Consider the following 19271-nt stretch of genomic DNA (forward strand, 5'->3'; position numbering starts at 1 on the left):
CTGGCGTTGACTTTTGGCACGCTGTTGAGTTCTCAAGGAACGGACGCTTCCTTTGTACTCACCCTCTCGGGCTTTCCTCCGGGCGCTTCCCTTCGATCTTGCGTTTCCGACTCTATCAGATCTTTCCGATCCGATTTCCTCGGCGCTTTCCAGGTCGACGCTTTCGCGCTTTCCTTTCCGGCGGTTCCGACTTTATCAGATCCAGTTTCTCGCTCTGACCCCCAGTCAGCGGGGTTTGTCTTTCCGGCCGTTGCGGGCCGTTCCGACGAGTGAGACTTTAGCGGATTCCTGGCTCCCGACCTAATCGGGGTCCTGCTCCCTTTCGGGTGCGGATTCCTCATTCCGCGAATACGCACGACAACGAAGCGCCGGCAGACAGACTGCTGACGTCGATCAGTAGTGGTACTTGCGGAGTGGCTGTCCGGGGCCGACCGGAGTCGGTGCTCACGTCGGACAACTCGGAGAACAGTACGGATCCCCCAGGTGCGTGTCAACTCGCTGCGGTCCCCCGCCCCGGGGGCGTAGTCTCGTGGGCATGACGACGCGTACGCACAACCAGCTCTGGTGGGCCGCCTGACGGCGGTCGTCCTGCGTATGCACCCAACGGCCGCCGCCTCGGCGGCCGTTTTCCTTTCTCCCTCCGGAGCTCGAGGGGCGGCCGCCCGGACGGCGGTCCCGACGCTCGACAGGAGTAGGGAGAAGAGATGACTCGGGTCTTCAGCGGTATCAAGCCGACCGGACATCTGACACTGGGGAACTACCTCGGAGCCATGCGGCGGTGGGCCACGGTCGACCAGTACCGGGCGGACGCGCTGTTCTGCATCGTCGACCTGCACGCCCTGACCGTGGACCACGATCCGGCGCGGGTGCGCCGGCTGAGCAGGCAGGCGGCCACGCTGCTGCTGGCGTCCGGGCTGGATCCGGAGCGGTGCACGATCTTCGTGCAGAGCCATGTGGACGAGCACGCCCGGCTGTCGTACCTGCTGGAGTGCGTGGCCACGGACGGCGAGATGCGCCGGATGATCCAGTACAAGGAGAAGGCGGCGCGTGAGCAGCGGCGGGGCGGGAGTGTGCGGCTGTCGCTGCTGACGTACCCGGTGCTGATGGCGGCCGACATCCTTGCGTACGGGACGGACGAGGTGCCGGTCGGGAACGACCAGACCCAGCACGTGGAGCTCGCGCGGGATCTCGCGGTGCGGTTCAACCAGCGGTACGGGCACACGTTCGTCGTGCCGCGGGCGACCAATCCGGCCGTGGCGGCGCGCGTGATGAACCTCCAGGACCCGGCCTCCAAGATGGGCAAGAGCGACGACACCGGGCCGGGCATCGTCTATCTGCTGGACGAGCCGGACGTGGTGCGCAAGAAGATCATGCGCGCCGTGACCGACAGCGGCAGCGAGGTCGTCCACGACCGGGAGTCGCGGCCGGGGCTCGCGAATCTCCTGGAGATCCTGGCGGCGTGCACCGGCGGTGATCCCGCGGAGCTGGCGAGGTCCTACGACGGGTACGGGGCGCTGAAGAGAGACACCGCGGACGCGGTGATCGAGGTGCTGCGGCCCTTGCGCAAACGGCACCAGGAGCTGTGCGCCGACCCCGCCTATCTCGAGGGCGTGCTGCGGGAGGGGGCCGAACGGGCGCGCGGGATGGCGCGGCCGACGGTGGACGCCGCCTACCGGGCGATCGGCCTGCTGCCCGCCTCGGAGGGGGTTCCGTCGAACGCGGCCCGGTAGGCGCGGCGGCTGGTGGCGGGGGCCGCGGCTCGGTGCCGTACCGGCCGCGGCCTTCCCGGGTGATCAGCCGTTGTTGCCGGAGGCGAGCTCGCGGCTGCGGTCGCGGGCGGCCTCCAGGGCGGCGATGAGGGCCGCGCGGACGCCGTGGTTCTCCAGCTCGCGGATGGCGTTGATGGTGGTGCCGGCGGGGGAGGTGACGTTCTCCCGCAGCTTCACGGGGTGCTCGCCGCTGTCACGGAGCATCGTCGCGGCGCCGATCGCGGACTGCACGATCAGGTCGTGCGCCTTGTCGCGGGGCAGGCCGAGCAGGATGCCGGCGTCCGTCATCGCCTCGACCAGGTAGTAGAAGTAGGCCGGGCCGGAGCCGGAGAGCGCCGTGCAGGCGTCCTGCTGGGACTCGGGGACGCGGAGGGTCTTGCCGACGGCGCCGAAGATCTCCTCGGCGTGGGCGAGGTGGTCCGCGGTGGCGTGGCGGCCGGCCGAGATGACCGACATGGCCTCGTCGACGAGGGCGGGGGTGTTGGTCATGACGCGGACGACCGGGGTGCCCTCGGCGAGGCGCTCCTCGAAGTACGCGGTGGGGATGCCCGCGGCGCCGCTGATGACCAGGCGGTCGGCGGGGACGTGCGGGGCGAGCTCGTCGAGGAGGGTGCCCATGTCCTGCGGCTTGACCGTGAGGATCAGGGTGTCGGCGGTCTTGGCGGCTTCCTGGTTGGTGACCGGGGTGACGCCGTGACGCGCGCGGAGGTCGTCGGCGCGCTCCTGACGGCGGGCGGTGACCAGGAGGTCGGCGGGGGCCCAGCCGGCGCGGATCATTCCGCTGAGCAGGGCTTCGCCGATCTTGCCGGTGCCGAGGACTGCGACTTTCTGGGTCATGGCTGGGGGTGCCCTCCGGGGTGGGTCGTCCTGGGGGTGATTGTCCCATCCGGGAGGTGGCGGGGGCGGGGGTGTCCGGTGGGCGGACGGGCCGGTGGGGGTGCGGGACGGGTGGTTCGCCCCCGCGCCCCTTCCTCCCTTCCCGTCCCTGGGGGCTGCGCCCCCCAGACCCCCTTCGGCCCTTCGGGCCTCGTCCTCAAGCGCCGGACGGGCTGGTTATGCGCTCCTGCGCTTCAAGGTGGCCGCGCCCAAGGTCAGGACCAGGAGGGCGACGGCCGCGACGATCGTGACGTCGCGGAGGAACGCGGTCGTGAGGTCGGCGTGATGGAGGACCTCGTTCATGCCGTCGACGGCGTAGGACATGGGGAGGACGTCGGAGACGGCCTCCAGGACCGGGTGCATGGCGTCGCGCGGGGTGAAGAGGCCGCACAGCAGCAGCTGCGGGAAGATCACCGCCGGCATGAACTGCACCGCCTGGAACTCGGACGCCGCGAACGCCGACACGAAGAGGCCGAGGGCGGTACCGAGGAGCGCGTCGAGCAGAGCGACCAGGAGCAGCAGCCAGGGGCTGCCGACGACGTCGAGGTCCAGGAACCACACCGCGAGGCCGGTGGCGAGGGCCGACTGGACGACCGCGACGGCGCCGAACGCGAGGGCGTAGCCGGCGATCAGGTCGCCCTTGCCGAGGGGCATGGCGAGCAGGCGTTCCAGGGTGCCGGAGGTGCGTTCGCGCAGGGTGGCGATGGACGTGACGAGGAACATCGTGATCAGCGGGAAGATGCCGAGCAGCGAGGCGCCGATGGTGTCGAAGGTGCGGGCGCTGCCGTCGAAGACGTAGCGGAGCAGGAAGAGCATCACGCACGGGACGAGGATCATCAGCGCGATGGTGCGCGGGTCATGGCGGAGCTGGCGCAGGACCCGGGCGGCGGTGGCGGTGGTGCGCGGCAGGCTGAGGGCGCTCGTGGCGGTCATCGGGTGGGCTCCTTGGTGCTGGTGGCCGTTGCGGCCTCGTCGACCAGCCGGAGGAACGCGGCTTCGACGGTGTCGGCGCCGGTGCGGGTGCGCAGGGCCTCGGGGGTGTCGTCGGCGAGGACCTCACCCGCGCGCATGAGGAGCAGCTGGTGGCAGCGCTCGGCCTCGTCCATCACATGGGAGGAGACGAGGAGGGTGGCGCCGCGTTCGGTGGCCAGGTCGTGGAAGAGCTGCCAGAGGTCGCGGCGGAGTACGGGATCCAGGCCGACGGTGGGTTCGTCGAGGACCAGCAGTTCGGGCGTGCCGAGGAGGGCCACTGCGAGGGAGACGCGGCTGCGCTGGCCGCCGGAGAGGGCGCCGGCGAGGGCGTCGGCGTGACCGGTGAGGTCGACGTCGGCGATGGCCCGGGTGACGGCGTCGTGGCGGCGGTCGGCGGCGGACCTGCCCGGGTCGAGGATCGCGGCGAAGTAGTCGAGGTTCTGGCGGACGGTCAGGTCGTCGTAGACCGACGGGGCCTGGGTGACGTAGCCGATGCGGGTGCGCAGGGAGGGGTGGCCGGCGGGGCGGCCGAGGACGTCGAGGGTGCCGGTGACCTTGGCCTGGGTGCCGACGACGGCGCGCATGAGCGTGGACTTGCCGCAGCCGGAGGGGCCGAGGAGGCCGGTGATGCGGCCGCGAGGCACGGTGAAGCCGAGGCCGCGCAGCACGGTGCGGGAACCTCGGACGACGGTGAGGTCCTGGGCGTGGACGGCCGGCTCCTCCGGGGGCCGGGAGGAGTAATTCATCATGTGATGAATAGTCCTCCCGGCGGTGCGGACGCGTCAAGCCGTCGGCGGCCTGGAGGCGAGGAGGAGGATGACGTCGTAGGTCTCCTCGACGATCCCGTCCGGGAAGACCTCGAGGACGTGGCGGCGTTCGTCGGCGAGGAAGGCGGCGGTGCGGTCGGGGCTCTGGACGAGGAAGACGGAGTGGCTGCCGATGTTCGCCAGGTGGGCGTCCACGGGGACGCGGCGGCTCCAGCGGACGGTGCGGCGCGTGAAGTCCAGGCGGCCGGAGGGGTCGGCTGTCGTGGCGTCGATGTCGTTCTTCTCGCGGGAGAAGTCCCGCCCGAAGTGCCGGCCGGCCCGGGCGGACGCCTCGGCGATCCACGGGACGTCGTCGGCACTGGTGTTCCACCACAGGGCGAGGGCGCCGCCCGGGCGCAGTACGCGCAGGGCCTCCGGGACGGAGCGGGCGGGGTCGGTCCAGTGCCAGGACTGGGCGTAGGTGATCAGGTCCGCGCTGTGGGCGGCGAGGGGGAGGGCGTTGCCGTCACCGCGGACGACCGGTGTGCCGGGGAGCCTGCGGCGGAACTCCGCCGCCATGCCCTCGCCGGGTTCGACGGCGACGACGTGCGCGCCGCGGTCGAGAAGGCGGGCGGTGGCCGCCCCGGTGCCGGCGCCGACGTCCGCGATCCGGGATCCCGCGAGCGGGCGGCCGGTGAGCTCCTCGATCGCGTCGAACAGGGCGGGCGGATAGGTGGGGCGGTGGTCCGCGTACTGGGCGGCGACCGCGTTGAAGGAGTGGGCTCGGGCGGCGTGGGTGATCCGGTGGGCCCTGGATGTCGTCATACGGCCATGGTCGCCGCGGGACGGGGCCGGGGGGTGCGGGTTTTCCCGGGAGTTGGGGCGGCGGCCGGGTCAGGCGTCGCGGCGGCGGCGCTTGCGCGAAGGGTTGCCGGAGCGGCGGGTGACGCGGCGGTCGTACTCCTCGCGGGCCTGCGTGTACTCGGCGCGGCGCAGCTTCTCGCCGGGGGCCTCGGTGAGGGAGCGGAAGAAGTAGGCGAGGAGCGAGCCGACGAACCCGATGGACAGCAGTCCGCGCAGGGACGACTGGCGGTCGGGGTCGGGGCGGGTGGAGAAGGAGGACCAGGTGTGACCGAAGGCGAGGGCGCTGCAGACCGCGAACATCACGAGGACGAGCAGCGAGACGAAGCCGCCGACGGCGGCGATCTGGAGCCCTTGGTAGGCGAACCGCAGCACGAGACAGGCGGCGACCGCGGCGGCCAGCGACCCGACGGCCACGCCCAGCCGGCGGGCGGCGTACCCCCGGGAATGGTCGACCCAGGTCGTCCCGAAGAAACGGAGGGGTTCGGGCTGGGGGCCGGCGGGGGTGGCCGGGGTGCGGTGGTCAGAGGTTCCGTGTGCGTCGCTCACGGTTCGATTATCGCGCGGGGGCCCGGCTGGGCCGGGCCCCCGGGGGCGGTCAGGCGCAGGGCGAGGCCACGTAGCCGTCGCTGCCGGTGTGGACGTAGGCATCCGAGACGTACTGGCCGCTGGCGATGTTGTCCCAGATGGTCGACGTCCCGTACGGGCCGGTCTCCCTGGTGCCCGTTGTCTGGCAGTAGATCCTGACCTGGGAACCAGGCGTCAGCACCCGGACGACGGCGTAGTTCGTGCCCGGGCCGCTCCGCACGTTCACCTGATACCCGGGGCGATCGGATAGACGGTGGCGGCCGACGCCTGGGAGGCGCTGCCGAGCACCATCATGAAAGCGCCGGCAACGGCGGCCGACACGGCGAATCTGCTACGTACGGCATTCATGGTTCCTCCGGGACGTGTGATGGTCAGGCGCAGCGCGAGGCCACGTAGCCATCGCTGCCGGTGTAGATGTACGCGTCCGAGACGTACTGGGCGTTGCTGATGTTGTCCCAGATGTTCGACGTGCCGTACGGGCCGGCCACCTTGGTGCCGGGCCGCTGGCAGTAGATCGCGACGCGGGACCCTTCGGGCAGTACGCGGACGATGGGGTAGCCGGTTCCCGGACCGCTGCGGACATTCAGGCGGACGCCGGGCGCGACGTTGTAGTAGCGGACTCCCGCAGCGGCCGTGGTGACGGCCTCCTCGGTGGTCGCGGGCTCTTCGACACGATCGACGGGCATGGGCATCTCCCCCGTGTGTAACCCCAGGCGTAACCGGGGTTGCGTTGTTTCCCCCGAGTCGCGGCGTGAAACAACCGTTTACGACTCGAACACGGAGGCTAGCAAGCCTCCTCGGTCTCGTACGAGACATCGATTAGGCTCCGTGCGTCGCGCGCGCGTACGAACAGCACGGGGGTGGTTCCATGGCGCCACAGCGGGACGCCGGGGCGGGCGCGGAAGCGGAACGTCCCGAATTCGCCGGCCACTACCGGCTCGAACGCCGCCTGGGTTCGGGTGGCATGGGCGTGGTGCACCTGGCGCGCAGCACCTCCGGGCTGCGGCTCGCGGTGAAGGTCGTGCACGCCGAGTACGCCAAGAACCCCGAGTTCAGGGGCCGTTTTCGACAGGAAGTCGCGGCGGCCCGGCGGGTCAGCGGCGCGTTCACCGCCTCTGTCGTCGATGCCGACCCCGAGGCCGAGCGGCCCTGGATGGCGACCCTCTACATCCCCGGTCCGACGCTCGCCGACGAGGTGAAACGGAACGGTCCGCTGGACTCCTCCCAGCTACGGCGTCTGATGGCCGGATTGGCGGAGTCACTGCGCGACATCCACCGGGTCGGGGTCGTGCACCGGGACCTCAAGCCGAGCAACGTGCTGCTGTCCGAGGACGGTCCGAAGGTCATCGACTTCGGCATCTCACGGCCGAAAGACAGCGAACTGCGGACCGAGACCGGCAAGTTGATCGGCACGCCGCCGTTCATGGCGCCCGAGCAGTTCCGCCGGCCGCGCGAGGTGGGGCCGGCGGCGGACATCTTCGCGCTGGGGTCGGTGCTGGTGCACGCGGCCACGGGGCGCGGGCCGTTCGACTCCGACAGCCCGTACGTCGTGGCGTACCAGGTGGTGCACGACGAGCCCGATCTGACGGGCGTTCCCGACGAACTGTCCGGCCTGGTGCGGCGGTGCCTGGCCAAGGAGCCGGAGGAACGGCCCACGCCGGACGAGCTGATGGCCGGGCTGCGGGCGGTGGCGGCGTCGTACGACACCCGTGTCTTCATACCGAGCCAGCGCATCCTCGGCGACTCGGAGACAGAGGGCCGACCCGTTCCGGAGCGGTTCCCCGAAAAGCCTGCCCCTGTGGAACCGGCGTCACGACGCCGGCCCGGGGTTCGCCGGATTCTCGTGAGCGGCGCCGCGCTCGCGGCCGTCGTCACCGGCACCGTCGTCGCCGTGCAGTTGGGCGATGCCGCTGCCCCGGAGCGGCCCGCCACCCACAGCGCGGCGGCCTTCGCCGGCTGGACGTCCGAGCTCCTGTCCGCCACTGGCGGCATGCCGCAGTGCGCCGTCGCTTCCGGCGCGGTGCTCTGCGCGCACGGCGGGACGACGGTCGCGCTACGGGCGTCCGATGCCAAGGTCCTTTGGCGGCACGACATGGGCACCGAGGTCACCCGCCCCCCGGTGGTCACCGGCGACACCGTCCTGCCGTACGGGGGCGGCACGCGGCTGGAGGCGCTCGACGCCGTCTCGGGCCGCCATGTCTGGGCCCGGACGGTCCCCGAAGGCGTCGACGTCCGCGCCGCGGGCACGCTCGCGGTCCTCAGCGACCGGGACGGCACGGTGACGGGGGTGGACGGCGCCACCGGGGAGACCATGTGGGAGCGCACCGTCCCGGGCGCGGGCGAGATCACGGACGTCGCCGTGTTCGGCGCGTCGGACCTGCTTGTGACGAGCCCCGCACCCGACGGCGGCCACACCCAGGTGACCGCACTCGACCCGGGCGACGGCGAGGTGCTCTGGCAGGACCGGCTGGAAGGGACGCTGACACCCGTGGCGACCGACGGGGACGCCGTGCACTTCGTCTCCGCCGACCCGCGGTCCCCCCGGGCGGACGCCCTGGTGCGCCACACACCTGCCTCCGGTGACACGACGCGGTACGCCCTGCCCGTACCGCGCTACGACACCGTGGCCGCCGGGCGCGGGCAGATCGTGTACGTCATGGCCCAGGGCGGTTCGCTCGAAGCCTTCGACCTGGGCACCCGCGACCGCCTCTGGACCCTCGAGACCGGCCTCACCCGTGCCTCCGCCCCCGTCTCCGACGGCCGGCACCTCTTCCTGTCCGCGCCCGACGGGCGGCTGCTCGCCGTGGATGCGAGGTCCGGGCGGCTCATCGGACAGACCTCGCCGCGGCTCGGGGCCGGTGACCGGGTCGTCGCCTCGTTGCCCGCACCCGTCCTCGCCCACGACCGCGTCTACGCCTCCGCCCCCGACGGCACCGTCTTCGCCGTGGACGCGGGCGACCCCGCCGCCTGGTGACAGGGAGCGGGGTCGGACAGCCGGGTGCGGGGCCTCAGCCCAGCTTGGTCACGTCCCGGACCGCGCCCTTGTCCGCGCTCGTCGCCATCGCCGCGTACGCCCGCAGCGCCGCGGAGACCTTGCGGTCGCGGTTCTTCGGGGCGTAGCGGCCGCCGAGGGCCTCCTCGCGGCGGGCCAGCTCGGCGTCGTCGACCAGCAGCTCGATGGAGCGGTTCGGGATGTCGATGCGGATGCGGTCACCGTCCTCGACCAGGGCGATGGTGCCGCCCGAGGCCGCCTCGGGGGAGGCGTGGCCGATGGACAGGCCCGAGGTGCCGCCGGAGAAGCGGCCGTCGGTGATCAGCGCGCACGCCTTTCCGAGGCCGCGGCCCTTCAGGTACGACGTCGGGTAGAGCATCTCCTGCATGCCGGGGCCGCCCTTGGGGCCCTCGTAGCGGATGACGACGACGTCGCCCTCCTTGACCTGCTGGGTGAGGATCTTCTGGACGGCCTCCTCCTGCGACTCGCAGACGACCGCCGGGCCCTCGAAGGTCCAGATGGACTCGTCGACGCCGGCCGTCTTGACCACGCAGCCGTCGACGGCGAGGTTGCCGCGCAGCACCGCGAGGCCGCCGTCCTTGGAGTAGGCGTGCTCGACGGAGCGGATGCAGCCGCCCTCGGCGTCCTCGTCGAGGGAGTCCCAGCGCTCGGACTGGGAGAACGCCTCGGCGGAGCGCTTGCAGCCGGGGGCCGCGTGCCAGAGTTCGACGGCCTCCGGGGAGGGCGAACCGGCGCGGATGTCCCAGGTCTTCAGCCAGTCGGCCAGGGACGGGCTGTGGACGGCGTGGACGTCCTCGTTGAGCAGGCCCCCGCGGTGCAGTTCGCCGAGGAGGGCCGGGATGCCGCCGGCACGGTGCACGTCCTCCATGTAGTACGTGCGGTCCTTGGCGACGTTGGGCGCGACCTTCGCCAGGCAGGGGACGCGGCGCGAGAGGGCGTCCATCTCGGTGAGGCCGTAGGCGACCTCCGCCTCCTGGGCGGCGGCCAGCAGGTGCAGGATCGTGTTGGTGGAGCCGCCCATCGCGATGTCGAGCGCCATGGCGTTCTCGAAGGCCGCGGGGGTGGCGATGTTGCGGGGCAGGACCGACTCGTCGTCCTGCTCGTAGTAGCGGCGGGTGAGGTCCAGGACCGTGTCGGCCGCGCGGACGTACAGGTCCCTGCGGGCGGTGTGGGTGGCGAGGACCGAGCCGTTGCCCGGCAGGGACAGGCCGATGGCCTCGGTCAGGCAGTTCATCGAGTTGGCGGTGAACATGCCCGAACACGAGCCGCAGGTGGGGCAGGCGTTCTCCTCGATGCGGAGGATGTCCGCGTCGGAGATCTTGTCGTTGACCGCTTCCGACATCGCGTCGACCAGGTCGAGCGTGCGGACCGTGCCGTCGACGAGGGTGGCCCGGCCGGACTCCATCGGGCCGCCGGAGACGAAGACCGTGGGGATGTTCAGCCGCAGCGCGGCGTTCAGCATGCCCGGGGTGATCTTGTCGCAGTTGGAGATGCAGATCAGGGCGTCGGCGCAGTGGGCCTCGACCATGTACTCCACGCTGTCCGCGATCAGGTCGCGGGAGGGCAGCGAGTAGAGCATGCCGCCGTGGCCCATGGCGATGCCGTCGTCGACGGCGATGGTGTTGAACTCGCGCGGGATGCCGCCGGCCGCGACGACCGCCTCGCTGACGATCCGGCCGACCGGCGCGAGGTGGGTGTGGCCGGGGACGAACTCCGTGAAGCTGTTGGCGACCGCGATGATCGGCTTCCGGCCGATGTCCGCACCGGGTACACCGGAGGCGCGCATAAGGGCGCGGGCGCCCGCCATGTTGCGGCCGTGGGTGACTGTGCGGGACCTCAGCTCGGGCATCGTCGCTCGCTCCTTCAGACCTTCGGGGAGTCTCCGCCAGAGAGTTCTGACTGCCTCGAGCGTACGCCGGTCATCCAGAGGGCGGGACAAGGTGTCCGGAATACGGGACGCATGTCTCAGTGGTCCGGCGCTCAGGGCCCGGTGAGGTGCCCCTGCACGACCGGCGCGACCCGCCGGACGATGTCCTCCGGGTCGGCCGAGGCGAGCGGTTCCACCCGGATCACGTGCCGGATCATCGCGATGCCGACGAGCTGGGCGGCGGCCAGTTCGGCGCGCAGCTCCGCGTCCGGCAGGTCGAGCCGGCCGGTGATCCGGGTGAGCAGCTGGCCGGCGACGAGGCGCCGGAAGACGGCGGCCGCCGTCTCGTTGTCGACGGCGGAGCGGACGATCGCGAGGAGCGGGGTGCGGGTGACCGGGTTCTCCCACAGTCCGATGATCATTCGGGTCATCCGCTCGCCCACCTCGTCGAGCGGCCCTTCGAGCACCGGCTCCCGCTCGTCGATCACCGGTCCGAAGGCGACCTCGACGGCGGCCTCGAAGACCCGCTCCTTGGTGCCGAAGTAGTGGTGCACGAGGGCGGAGTCGACACCTGCGGCCTTGGCGATGCCCCGCACGGACGTCTTCTCGTACCCGCGTGCGGAGAACTCCTCGCGGGCCGCGTCGAGGATGCGGTCGCGGGTGCCGGCCGACTCGGCGGCCGGGGGGCGGCCGCGGCGCCGGGGGGCGCCGGTCCCGTCCGGGGAGGCGGCAGGGCCGTCGCTCGCGGGGGTGCCGTTCACCGCCGGGGGACCCGGAGGGAGGAGGGAGTGGACAGGGAGGACGCCGAGGCGAGGTGGAGGCGGGTGAAGGCGAGGGCCTCCGCCAGGTCGGCCTCACGTTCGGCGCTGGACATGGCGCGCCGGGTGTTGACCTCGATCACGACATGACCGTCGAAGCCGCTGCGCGCCAGCCCTTCCAGCACCTCGGCGCACGGCTGGTCGCCGCGGCCCGGCACCAGGTGTTCGTCCTTGGCGGACCCCCGGCCGTCGGCCAGGTGCACATGCCCCAGCCGGTCGCCCATCCGCTCGACCATCGCGAGGGTGTCGGTGCGGGAGGTGGAGGCGTGACTCAGGTCGATCGTGAAGTGGCGGTAGTCCTCCCTGGTCACGTCCCAGTCGGGGGCGTAGGCCAGCATCTCGCGGTCGCGGTAGCGCCACGGGTACATGTTCTCCACGGCGAACCGCACGTCGGTCTCGTTCGCCATCCGCCAGACGCCGTCGACGAAGTCGCGGGCGTACTGCCGCTGCCAGCGGAAGGGCGGGTGGACGACGACCGTCGACGCGCCGAGCTTCTCGGCGGCGGCCCGGGCCCGCTGGAGCTTGGTCCAGGGGTCGGTGGACCACACGCGCTGAGTGATCAGCAGACAGGGCGCGTGGACGGCGAGGACGGGGATGCGGTGGTAGTCGCTGAGCCGGCGGAGGGCCTCGATGTCCTGGCTGACGGGGTCCGTCCAGACCATCACCTCGACGCCGTCGTACCCGAGGCGCGCGGCGATCTCGAAGGCCGTCGCCGTCGACTCCGGGTAGACGGAGGCCGTCGACAGGGCGACCTTCGCATCCGGGATGCGGACTACGTCCCTTGCTTCTGCCACGAGCCTCAGGTTACGGGGTGGGGTGGGGGCGGTGCGGGGTACCGCCTGGCCGTTGTGGTGTTTGCCATAGCGGGCACGGGCGCCTTCGGGGCGGGCCCCCTCGGGGGTCAGGCGGGGCCCATGTGGTCCAGGCGGCGGAGTATGACGCCCTCCCGCAGCGCCCAGGGGCAGATCTCCAGGCGTTCCACGCCGAACAGGTCCATCGCGCCCTCGGCGACCATCGCGCCGGCGAGCAGCTGGCCCGCGCGGGCCTCGGACACGCCCGGCAGTTCGGCGCGCTCGGCGGCGGTCATCCCGGCCAGCCGCGGCACCCACGCCTCCAGCGACTCACGCTTCAGCTCGCGCTGGACGTACAGGCCCTCGGCGGAGCCCGGGGCGCCCGCGAGCCGGGCGAGCTGCTTGAAGGTCTTGGAGGTGGCCACCACGTGGTCCGGGGCTCCGAACCGGCTGAAGTCGCCGACCGAGCGCGCTATTTCCGTACGCACGTGGCGGCGCAGCGCGCGGACGTCCTCGGCCTCGGGCGGGTCTCCGGGCAGCCAGCCCGCGGTGAGGCGGCCCGCGCCGAGCGGGAGCGACACCGCCGCGTCCGGCTCCTCGTCCATGCCGTAGGCGATTTCCAGCGAGCCGCCGCCGATGTCGATGACGAGCAGCTTCCCCGAGGACCAGCCGAACCAGCGGCGGGCGGCGAGGAAGGTGAGCTTCGCCTCCTCCTCGCCGCTGAGCACCTGGAGTTCGACGCCGGTCTCGTCGCGGACGCGGGTGAGGACGTCGTCGGCGTTGCTCGCGTCGCGCACGGCGGACGTCGCGAACGGCAGCAGCTCCTCCACGCCCTTGTCCTCGGCGGCCTGGAGCGCCTCGTGCACGACCGACACCAGCCGGTCGATGCCGTCGGGGCCGATCGATCCGTCGTCGTCGAGGAGCTGGGCGAGGCGCAGTTCGACCTTGTGCGAGTGCGCGGGCAGCGGCCGCGCGCCGGGGTGGGCGTCGACCACCAGCAGGTGCACCGTGTTCGAACCCACGTCGAGGACACCGAGTCTCATGTACGAAACGCTACTGCCCGCAGCACGCCGTGATGCCCGCTTCCCGACGGCCGGACCGGTGCCGGTGCGGGCGCGCGGCGACTTACCCTGGACAGGTGCCAAAGACGAAAAAGGCGAAGGACGAGAAGACGGACAAAACGGCCAGGAAGGAAAAGCGGGCCGGGCTGGCCGGGGATCCTTCGCGGGTGCCGACCCCGCCGCAGGCGCCGCATCCGGCCCCTGCCGACGACGAGCAGGGGCTCGACTTCGCCCGCGCTTGGGTGGAATTCCCTGATCCGGCGGACGACGAGCAGGTCTTCCGCTGCGATCTGACATGGCTCACCTCACGGTGGAACTGCATCTTCGGCAGCGGCTGCCAGGGCATCCAGGCGGGCCGCGCGGACGACGGGTGCTGCACCTTGGGTGCCCACTTCTCCGACGAGGACGACGAGAAGCGCGTCGCCCAGCATGTGGCGCGTCTCACACCGGACATCTGGCAGCACCACGCGGAGGGCACCCGCAACGGGTGGATCTCCGAGGACGAGGACGGCGAGCGGCAGACGCGCCCCTTCCAGGGCTCGTGCATCTTCCAGAACCGCCCCGGGTTCAAGGGCGGCATGGGCTGCTCGCTGCACATCCTCGCCCTCAAGGAGGGCCGTGAGCCGCTGGAGACCAAGCCGGACGTCTGCTGGCAGCTCCCGGTCCGGCGCACGTACGACTGGATCGACCGGCCCGACGACACGCGCGTGCTGCAGGTGTCGATCGGCGAGTACGACCGGCGCGGCTGGGGCCCCGGCGGCCACGACCTGCACTGGTGGTGCACATCGGCGACCTCGGCGCACGGCGCGGGCGAGCCGGTGTACGTCTCCTACCGCGCGGAGCTGATCGAGCTGATGGGCAAGGCGGGGTACGACCGCCTGGTCGAGCTGTGCGAGGAGCGGCTGGCGTCACAGCTGCCGCTGCTGGCGCCGCATCCGGCGGACCCGTCCTGACGGGCCCCTCCCGGCGTCATCGGCGCCCGTTCCCCGTTAAAGGGGACGGGCGCCTTTTCACGTCTTCCGCTTCTACGACGTGCCTGGGTCCGGGGTGCCCGGTTCGGCGGGCGTGGAGACGCTCGGCTCCGGCGGCTCGGGCACCGAGGGCGACGGCTCGGTGGGGGACGGATCGGTCGGGGCGGGATCGTCCGTCGAGGGCTCCGGGTCCGGGTCCGAGGACGACGGCGGGTCGGTGGGCGTGGGGTCGGAGGGCGACGGAGTCGTGGGGTCCGGGTGCGAGGGCGACGGGGGCGGGCCGCTCGGCGTGCCCGGAGCCGACGGGAAGCCGGTGACCGGGGTCGACGGGGCGGGACCGTACCCCTCGATGGACACCACCGAGCCCGCCGGCGAGATCGCCACCGTGGCCCGCCAGTGGCCGGACGGTTCGCGCAGCTGGTCGACGAAGACCCGGATCGTGACCGACTCGCCCGGCTCGAGGGTGCCCGAGGAGCGGTTCAGGTAGAGCCAGGAGGCGCCGGTGGACGCGGACCAGCGGACCGGTCCGTCGCCCCGGGCGGTCAGGGTGATCAGCGTGGTGTCACCGCTGTGGGCGGCCGTCACGCCGAGCTCGGCGGCGCCCTTGTGTCCTGCGCCGGCGACCTCGACGACCTCCACGGACACGTCCGGCGCGCCGTCGGCGCCGAAGCGGGTGGTGGGGCGGGGCTCGGCGTTGCCGGCGTTCTCGTAACCGGCGCCGCCCTCGCCGTCGAACTCCACGGTGCCGTCCTCGCGCGCGGAGGACGGGCCGCCGCCCACGCCCTCGCCCACCGGCGTGCCCCGGTAGGCGGCCCACAGCGCCAGCACGGGCGCGGCGACGACCGTGGCGACGACGGTCGTGGTGACGGCACGCGCGCGGAGGCGGTCGCGGCGGGCGACCCGGTCCTTGGGGTCCATGGGGAAGCCGCGCCGGTCGAAGCGGGGCGCGGCGCCACGCGCGCGGGGGTGGTGCGCGAGGGCGGTGTGCAGGGCGGCGGTCGGCGCCGGCACGAGCGGCAGGGTGTCCGGGGTGACGCTGGTGCCGGGCCACCGGCCCGGCACGGCCCGCTCGGCAGTGCGGCGGCAGCGCGGGCAGTCGTCGACATGGCGGACGAGTTCGCGGCGCAGCGTGGTGCCGAGCACCATCTGCTGGTCGCCGGTGAGGTGCGCCACGCCCGGGCAGGCGCCGGTCTCCACGACGGCGAGGGCCGCACGGGTGCGTTCCACCTCGCAGGCCGCGGTGGCGAGCAGTTCGCGTGTCGCGGCCGGTGCCATGCCGAGCACGGAGGCGACCTCGTGGGCGGCGAGACGGTGCCGGACGGCGAGCTCGAGCGCCTCGCGCTGCTCCGGGCTGGTCCCGGCGGCCTCCGGCCAGGCCAGCGCGGCCAGTTCACGGCGGCGCCGTTCCTGCTCCTCGGGAGCCACGGCGGAGGCGTCCTGGTGTCCCGCGGAGGCGCGCTTCCTGCCGGAGCGGCCGCCGGCGTGGGAGGCCTGACGCTTCTGCCTGGCCTCGGCCAGCTTGCGCAGACACGCCCAGCGGGCGAGGGCGTACAGCCACGCGCGGAGGCTGCCGAGTTCGTCCGGGACGTGCCGGTCGCGGCGCTCCGCGAGGTGGAGCGCGTCGGCCAGGGCGGCGGTCGCCGCGTCGTGGTCGCACAGGACGGACAGGCAGTAGGTGAACAGGCCGTCCAGATGCGGCTCGTAGCGGGCGGCCGGCCGCCCGGCCTGCGTGCGCGCGGCCGCCCGGTCGCGCGCTTCCCGGTGGGTCCGGTGGGTTCCGTGCGTACGGGTGGACGTACGGGTCGAGGTGTCCGGGCCGCTGCTCGTCATTCGGCGACCGTAGGGGCCGGGCGGCGACGCCTTCCGGTGCCGTGCGCACTTTTAATCCGTACGGGTGAAACGATCCCTCAATCCGGGGACAGGAACCTTTCCCCGCCGCGTGAGCGGCCACGGCGCGGGGCGCCCGTCTCCAGGACACGAGCGCCTGACGTGCCCCCGCAAGGGTGACCCTTCCGCGCCCACGCGGCCCCCGGTGGACCGCGCGCCACCCGGCGGACGGGGACCGCGGCCCCCACGGGAGCGGGCGTCCGTCGCCTTCCGGGTGCGGGGACGGCCTGGCGGACCGGGGCCACCCGCGGCGGCCCACCTGACGGGCCGCACAACCCCCGTCGGCCCGGGGGCGGACCCGGTCTCAGAGGGGGCGGACCCCCGGTGTCAGAGGGGGCCGTTACCTTTTGGGCATGGCTGCCCGTACCAAGACCTCCAAGGACCGTCCGTCCTACCGCTGCACCGAGTGCGGATGGCAGACGGCCAAGTGGCTCGGGCGGTGTCCCGAGTGCCAGGCCTGGGGGACGGTCGAGGAGTACGGTGCGGCGCCCGCCGTGCGGACCACCGCGCCGGGCCGGGTCACCACGTCCGCGCTGCCCATCGGGCAGGTCGACGGGAAGCAGGCCACCGCCCGCTCCACGGGCGTGCCCGAGCTGGACCGGGTGCTCGGCGGCGGGCTGGTGCCGGGGGCCGTGGTGCTGGTCGCGGGCGAACCGGGCGTGGGCAAGTCCACACTGCTGCTGGACGTCGCCGCCAAGTCCGCGAGCGACGAGCACCGCACGCTGTACGTCACCGGTGAGGAGTCGGCGAGTCAGGTCCGGCTGCGCGCCGACCGCATCCACGCCATCGACGACCACCTCTACCTCGCCGCCGAGACGGATCTGTCCGCCGTGCTCGGCCACTTGGACGCGGTGAAGCCGTCGCTGCTGATCCTGGACTCGGTGCAGACGGTGGCGTCCCCCGAGATCGACGGCGCGCCGGGCGGCATGGCCCAGGTGCGCGAGGTGGCGGGCGCGCTGATCCGCGCCTCCAAGGAGCGCGGGATGTCCACGCTCCTCGTGGGACACGTCACCAAGGACGGCGCCATCGCGGGCCCCCGTCTGCTGGAGCACCTGGTGGACGTGGTGCTGCACTTCGAGGGCGACCGGCACGCGCGCCTGCGCCTGGTCCGCGGCGTCAAGAACCGCTACGGCACGACCGACGAGGTCGGCTGCTTCGAACTGCACGACGAGGGCATCACGGGCCTCGCGGACCCGAGCGGACTCTTCCTGACCCGCCGGGCCGAACCGGTCCCGGGCACCTGTCTGACCGTCACCCTGGAGGGCCGCCGCCCGCTGGTCGCCGAGGTGCAGGCGCTCACCGTGGACTCGCAGATCCCCTCCCCCCGCCGCACCACCTCGGGCCTGGAGACCTCCCGGGTGTCGATGATGCTGGCCGTGCTGGAACAGCGCGGCCGGATCAGCGCCTTGGGCAAAAGGGACATCTACTCCGCGACGGTCGGCGGTGTGAAGCTCTCCGAGCCGGCCGCGGACCTGGCCGTCGCGCTCGCCCTGGCGTCGGCCGCGAGCGACACCCCGCTGCCGAAGAACCTCGTCGCGATCGGCGAAGTGGGCCTCGCCGGCGAGGTGAGACGCGTCACCGGCGTGCAGCGCAGGCTCGCCGAGGCGCACCGCCTGGGCTTCACGCACGCCCTGGTGCCGGGCGATCCGGGCAAGGTACCGGCGGGCATGAAGGTACTGGAAGTGGCGGACATAGGGGACGCGCTGCGGGTCCTTCCCCGCTCCCGTCGGCGAGAGGCCCCACAGGAGCCGGAGGACCGCCGGTAGACTTTGCCCAGGTCTCGCCCGTCCGTACGAAGCGCGGGGGCGCCCAGAACCTGCGACCGGAGGAGTGCAGTGGCAGCCAACGACCGGGCAGCAGCTCCCGGAAAGTCCGGTGGGAGTGCCGGTTCCGATGGCCTGATGCGCGCCTCGCTGAGCGCCGTGGCACCCGGTACCGCCTTGCGTGACGGCCTGGAGCGCGTGCTCCGCGGCAACACGGGCGGGCTCATCGTGCTCGGCTCGGACAAGACCGTCGAGACGCTGTGCAGCGGCGGCTTCGTGCTGGACGTGGAGTTCACCGCGACCCGGTTGCGTGAGCTGTGCAAGCTGGACGGCGGCATCGTGCTGTCCTCGGACCTGTCGAAGATCCTGCGGGCCGGCGTGCAGCTGGTCCCGGACCCGACGATCCCCACGGAGGAGACGGGCACCCGGCACCGCACCGCCGACCGCGTCTCCAAGCAGGTCGGTTTCCCCGTGGTCTCCGTCTCCCAGTCGATGCGGCTGATCGCCCTGTACGTCGACGGGCAGCGCCGCGTCCTGGAGGACTCGGCGGCGATCCTGTCCCGCGCCAACCAGGCGCTGGCCACCCTGGAGCGGTACAAGCTCCGCCTCGACGAGGTCGCGGGCACGCTGTCCGCGCTGGAGATCGAGGACCTAGTGACGGTCCGGGACGTCTCCGCGGTCGCGCAACGCCTGGAGATGGTGCGCCGCATCGCCACCGAAATCGCCGAATACGTGGTCGAACTGGGCACCGACGGCCGTCTTCTCGCCCTCCAGCTCGACGAGTTGATCGCCGGCGTGGAGCCCGAGCGCGAACTGGTCGTCCGGGACTACGTCCCCGAGCCGACCGCGAAGCGCTCCCGCACGGTCGACGAGGCGCTGCACGAGCTGGACGCGCTCACGCACGCGGAGCTGCTGGAGCTGCCGACGGTGGCGCGGGCGCTGGGGTACACCGGCTCCCCGGAGACCCTGGACTCGGCGGTGTCGCCGCGCGGCTTCCGCCTGCTGGCGAAGGTCCCCCGCCTGCCCGGCGCGATCATCGACCGCCTGGTGGAGCACTTCGGCGGCCTGCAGAAGCTACTCGCCGCGAGCGTGGACGACCTCCAGACGGTGGACGGCGTGGGCGAGGCCCGGGCCCGCAGCGTCCGAGAGGGCCTCTCCCGCCTGGCGGAGAGCAGCATCCTCGAACGCTACGTCTGACCGATCACCCAGAGGGGAGCGCCCCGAAGGGGCGCGGGGAACCGCGCGACCAGCCCTTACCAACCCGCGGGCGAGGACGCCCGAGAAAAAA

At 72.5% G+C, this 19271-nt stretch carries 17 protein-coding genes and 1 pseudogene; 6 read left to right on the plus strand and 12 right to left on the minus strand.

The genetic code is table 11. From position 1 onward, the window contains the following. Both ACF1AG_RS11840 and trpS read left to right on the plus strand, forming a co-directional pair. A partial coding sequence (locus ACF1AG_RS11840; protein ID WP_387795719.1) for a hypothetical protein occupies positions 1 to 273 on the plus strand: 273 nt, incomplete at its 5' end. Positions 274 to 704: 431 nt separating this feature from the next. Further along, positions 705 to 1730: a tryptophan--tRNA ligase gene (gene trpS, locus ACF1AG_RS11845; protein ID WP_359602070.1), complete on the plus strand. Its 1026-nt coding sequence runs from the start codon at positions 705 to 707 to the stop codon at positions 1728 to 1730. Positions 1731 to 1793: 63 nt separating this feature from the next. On the opposite strand, the gene proC is transcribed toward trpS, so the two are convergent. The 7 genes and pseudogenes from proC to ACF1AG_RS11880 form a co-directional block, all read right to left on the minus strand. After that, positions 1794 to 2606, minus strand: coding sequence for a pyrroline-5-carboxylate reductase (proC, locus tag ACF1AG_RS11850; protein WP_359602071.1), 813 nt, complete (start codon positions 2604 to 2606; stop codon positions 1794 to 1796). A 216-nt stretch (positions 2607 to 2822) separates the two neighbouring features. Then, entirely contained in the window at positions 2823 to 3578 is a 756-nt protein-coding gene (locus tag ACF1AG_RS11855) for an ABC transporter permease (protein ID WP_359602072.1), read from the minus strand. After that, positions 3575 to 4366, minus strand: a complete 792-nt coding sequence (locus tag ACF1AG_RS11860) for an ABC transporter ATP-binding protein (protein WP_359602073.1) — start codon at positions 4364 to 4366, stop codon at positions 3575 to 3577. Before ACF1AG_RS11860 ends, ACF1AG_RS11855 begins: the two co-directional genes overlap by 4 nt. A gap of 33 nt (positions 4367 to 4399) precedes the next feature. Beyond that, the gene (locus tag ACF1AG_RS11865; RefSeq protein WP_359602074.1) at positions 4400 to 5188 is read right to left on the minus strand and encodes a class I SAM-dependent methyltransferase; all 789 of its coding nucleotides are present in this window, start codon (positions 5186 to 5188) and stop codon (positions 4400 to 4402) included. Positions 5189 to 5257: 69 nt separating this feature from the next. Continuing rightward, positions 5258 to 5773, minus strand: coding sequence for an EamA/RhaT family transporter (locus tag ACF1AG_RS11870; RefSeq protein ID WP_359602075.1), 516 nt, complete (start codon positions 5771 to 5773; stop codon positions 5258 to 5260). Positions 5774 to 5822: 49 nt separating this feature from the next. Then, positions 5823 to 6106: pseudogene (locus tag ACF1AG_RS11875) on the minus strand (SH3 domain-containing protein). A 77-nt stretch (positions 6107 to 6183) separates the two neighbouring features. After that, positions 6184 to 6498: an SH3 domain-containing protein gene (locus ACF1AG_RS11880; RefSeq protein WP_359602076.1), complete on the minus strand. Its 315-nt coding sequence runs from the start codon at positions 6496 to 6498 to the stop codon at positions 6184 to 6186. Between the two features lie 182 nt (positions 6499 to 6680). Here ACF1AG_RS11880 and ACF1AG_RS11885 point away from each other — a divergent pair, with 182 nt between their 5' ends. After that, positions 6681 to 8786 (plus strand): serine/threonine-protein kinase, encoded by a 2106-nt coding sequence (locus ACF1AG_RS11885; protein WP_359602077.1) that lies wholly within the window; start codon positions 6681 to 6683, stop codon positions 8784 to 8786. 34 nt (positions 8787 to 8820) lie between these two features. Here the strand turns inward: ACF1AG_RS11885 and ilvD are convergent, their stop codons facing one another. From ilvD to ACF1AG_RS11905, 4 genes are all read right to left on the minus strand, one after another. Then, positions 8821 to 10674, minus strand: a complete 1854-nt coding sequence (gene ilvD / locus ACF1AG_RS11890) for a dihydroxy-acid dehydratase (RefSeq protein ID WP_359602078.1) — start codon at positions 10672 to 10674, stop codon at positions 8821 to 8823. A 131-nt stretch (positions 10675 to 10805) separates the two neighbouring features. Then, complete coding sequence (locus ACF1AG_RS11895) at positions 10806 to 11453, minus strand: TetR family transcriptional regulator (protein WP_359602079.1); 648 nt, start codon at positions 11451 to 11453, stop codon at positions 10806 to 10808. Further along, positions 11450 to 12304, minus strand: coding sequence for a sugar phosphate isomerase/epimerase (locus tag ACF1AG_RS11900; protein WP_359602080.1), 855 nt, complete (start codon positions 12302 to 12304; stop codon positions 11450 to 11452). Before ACF1AG_RS11900 ends, ACF1AG_RS11895 begins: the two co-directional genes overlap by 4 nt. 107 nt (positions 12305 to 12411) lie before the next feature. Continuing rightward, positions 12412 to 13344, minus strand: coding sequence for a Ppx/GppA phosphatase family protein (locus ACF1AG_RS11905; RefSeq protein WP_359602081.1), 933 nt, complete (start codon positions 13342 to 13344; stop codon positions 12412 to 12414). A 95-nt stretch (positions 13345 to 13439) separates the two neighbouring features. On the opposite strand from ACF1AG_RS11905, the gene ACF1AG_RS11910 reads away from it, so the two are divergent. Then, a complete protein-coding gene (locus tag ACF1AG_RS11910; protein WP_359602082.1) occupies positions 13440 to 14315 on the plus strand; it encodes a hypothetical protein in 876 nt (291 codons plus the stop codon). Between the two features lie 72 nt (positions 14316 to 14387). Here ACF1AG_RS11910 and ACF1AG_RS11915 read toward each other — a convergent pair whose 3' ends face one another. Beyond that, positions 14388 to 16163: a hypothetical protein gene (locus ACF1AG_RS11915; protein WP_387795730.1), complete on the minus strand. Its 1776-nt coding sequence runs from the start codon at positions 16161 to 16163 to the stop codon at positions 14388 to 14390. Between the two features lie 410 nt (positions 16164 to 16573). On the opposite strand from ACF1AG_RS11915, the gene radA reads away from it, so the two are divergent. Together radA and disA are read left to right on the plus strand one after the other, a co-directional pair. Beyond that, positions 16574 to 17986, plus strand: a complete 1413-nt coding sequence (gene radA, locus ACF1AG_RS11920; protein ID WP_359753118.1) for a DNA repair protein RadA — start codon at positions 16574 to 16576, stop codon at positions 17984 to 17986. Positions 17987 to 18055: 69 nt separating this feature from the next. Next, positions 18056 to 19180 (plus strand): DNA integrity scanning diadenylate cyclase DisA, encoded by a 1125-nt coding sequence (disA, locus tag ACF1AG_RS11925; RefSeq protein ID WP_037640905.1) that lies wholly within the window; start codon positions 18056 to 18058, stop codon positions 19178 to 19180. Positions 19181 to 19271: the final 91 nt, after the last annotated feature.

Origin of the sequence: Streptomyces sp. NPDC014764 (assembly GCF_043082785.1) — a bacterium.
GTDB classification, from domain to species: domain Bacteria; phylum Actinomycetota; class Actinomycetes; order Streptomycetales; family Streptomycetaceae; genus Streptomyces; species Streptomyces althioticus.